3 protein-coding genes are annotated in these 2311 nt (G+C 46.5%); all 3 read right to left on the bottom strand.

The window, feature by feature from the left end:
* Positions 1-41: 41 nt before the first annotated feature.
* From tnpC to tnpA, 3 genes are read right to left on the bottom strand one after another with little or no spacing between them, the layout of a single operon-like run.
* The gene (gene tnpC / locus MMU07_RS21630; protein ID WP_241128698.1) at positions 42-1556 is read right to left on the bottom strand and encodes an IS66 family transposase; all 1515 of its coding nucleotides are present in this window, start codon (positions 1554-1556) and stop codon (positions 42-44) included.
* Between the two features lie 56 nt (positions 1557-1612).
* A complete protein-coding gene (tnpB, locus tag MMU07_RS21625) occupies positions 1613-1960 on the bottom strand; it encodes an IS66 family insertion sequence element accessory protein TnpB (RefSeq protein ID WP_241128697.1) in 348 nt (115 codons plus the stop codon).
* On the bottom strand, positions 1960-2253 hold the full coding sequence (gene tnpA / locus MMU07_RS21620) for an IS66 family insertion sequence element accessory protein TnpA (RefSeq protein WP_241128696.1): 294 nt from the start codon (positions 2251-2253) through the stop codon (positions 1960-1962). The genes tnpB and tnpA overlap by 1 nt, the downstream gene beginning before the upstream one ends.
* Positions 2254-2311: the final 58 nt, after the last annotated feature.

Raw genomic sequence — 2311 nt, 5'->3', positions numbered from 1 at the left:
GTATCCATCCGACAAAACCCGTCGGGTTATAATCCGGAATTTTATTTAGGTCGGTATTCTTCCCAGTTTGATGGCAGTAGTTGATAAAGATCTTTTTGCTTATGGGATTGTATTCTTTCGAAGACATCCTTGAGCCAATCAAACTCGTTGATTTTATTCTTTTTGCAGCTTGCCATGAAGGAGTACATGGCAGCCGTCATTTCTGCTGCCTGATGTGATCCGGCAAACAGATATGCTTTTCTGCCTACTGCCAGCGGTCTTACTGCATTTTCCACAAGGTTGTTATCGATTTCCATCTGTCCGTGCAGTACGTAAGCGCTCAGTCCTGCCCATCTTTTGTTGGCATATGCTATGGCCTGACCCATCGGGCTTTTGGGCCTGTAGCTGTACTGTTTTTCTTCCAGCCATCTTCCGAGATTTTCCAGAACAGGTTCCGCATGTTCCTTTCTCAACGCTGTCCGCTGCTGCCAATCTATTCCTTCATCCCGCATCTTTGCTTCCAGAAGGTAGAGCTTTCCGATTTCGTCAAGCACGTAGTTGGCATGTTCTTCATCATCCTTTACGGCATCCACAAACTTCCGTCTGGCGTGCGCCATACAGAAAGTCAGATGGATATCCGGATGGCTTCCAAAGAGGGAATCATAGACTGTATAACCATCCGTCTGGATGATGCCCCTAAAGTCTGCCAACATTTCTTTGGGACCTGACTGATCCCTTCCTTTTCTGTAATCGAACAGCACAAGCCTGTCCACAGGGGCATGGTAAAGCCACATGTAACCCTGGTGGATACCGTTTTTATGGTCCCTGTCCAGAACCTTTATCGGTGTTTCATCGACCTGAAGATATTTTTGGCTGACCACGATCAGCCGGAGCAGCTCCCAGAGCGGTCTGAGATGTTCCCAGCCTTTCATGATCCAATCCGACGCACTTGAGGCGGGAATCCGTAGCCCCATCTTGGTGTACTTGTCGATCTGTCTGTGGAGAGGCATCCCATAAACATATTTATCGACGGTCATCTGGGCAATTACCGATTCGGAGGGAATGCCTTTTTCTATCACCCTGTCAGGAAGCGTCCCGATAATGATGCCTTCACCGTTCGGTCTTGCATACTTTGGGCGGATATACTGCTTTACAAAGAACGATGCAGGCACAACTTCAAGAACTTCTGTGACTTCTTCGCCGATCCTTGTGCAGCCTTCGGTGGATTCTGATGGTTCGATCACCACTTCTTCCCTTCTGAGTTCTTCGGGAAGGCTCATACGTCCCGTACCTTTGGCTCTTTTCTTTGGAGTGGGCTTTTCAGCCACAGTCATTGATCCGGAAAGTTCTTCCTGTACTGATTTTGTGGTGCCAAGTTCAAAAAGCCCCAACTGGTCATTCCCTACATTGTTCGTACGTTTCTCACTCCTGAATCCAAAAAGATGTCTGCGGAGTTTATCGAGTTCGAACTGCTGATCCGAGATTATCTCTTCTTTCTCCGATAAGGTCAACAGGGCTTCTTCGTACAGTTTTTTGTAGTCTTTTTCCCCGTTTTCCATGACATAAAGATAGTACAAAAAGTAGGTTTAAATAGGTTTTGAGGCTGTTTTTATACCAAAAACCGCATCTTTTTTCACACTCTTTTCGGAGGCGTGTAGCGGTCTCTGTAACTCACCGATTCAAGCCTTACCCCCTGTAAGAGCATGCTCAGCTGACTGCTTGTAATCCCGTTACCGGCAAGCACAGGACGTTCAAAAGTGCCCCTCTCGAGCTTTTTGACATACATGGCAAAACCGTCCCTGTCCCATTGAAGCATACGGATCTGGTCGGAACGCTTGCCGATAAAGACAAAAACATCCCCGTTCATGGGATCAAAGCCAAGCTTGTTCCGGACAAGGCCTGACAGTGAGTTGATGCCAAAGCGCATGTCGGTAGGTTCTTTGTACATGAAATACCTGGCCGAACTTGACAGGGCAAGCATCAGAGAAGCTTTTTGACAGTATCACTGTCTACCTTTCCGAAGAACTCAATACTTATACCAGATGGATAATTGATCCTGATGACAGGATCTTTTTGAAGACCGGGATTTGGAAACACCAGTGAAAAAGAGGATTGACCGTTCAGTGAAGGCTGTTTCATGTCAAACTTCCTGCACCAATAATAAAATGCCGTCCTTGAGATACCTTCTTCCTCTGCAAATGAAGCTTTGCTCTTTCCTGAAACCTGCCATCTGCTGACCAGGTCATAATACTCATCGTTGCTGATCTTTTTCATAATGCAACTTTACGAAGTAATCACCGGCCAGGAAATATGGGGTTTATCGGATGGATAC

It is taken from the genome of Cognataquiflexum nitidum (assembly GCF_022538055.1).
Taxonomy (GTDB): Bacteria; Bacteroidota; Bacteroidia; order Cytophagales; family Cyclobacteriaceae; genus Cognataquiflexum; species Cognataquiflexum nitidum.
Note: the sequence above shows the minus strand (reverse complement) of the source record. Positions and strands in the feature narration are given on the sequence as shown.

What these genes read in the sequence shown, in the direction of transcription:
- tnpB (WP_241128697.1), bottom strand. Translation starts at nt 1,960, where the DNA reads ATGCTTGCCCTGTCAAGTTCGGCCAGGTATTTCATGTACAAAGAACCT.
- tnpA (WP_241128696.1), bottom strand. Translation starts at nt 2,253, where the DNA reads ATGAAAAAGATCAGCAACGATGAGTATTATGACCTGGTCAGCAGATGG.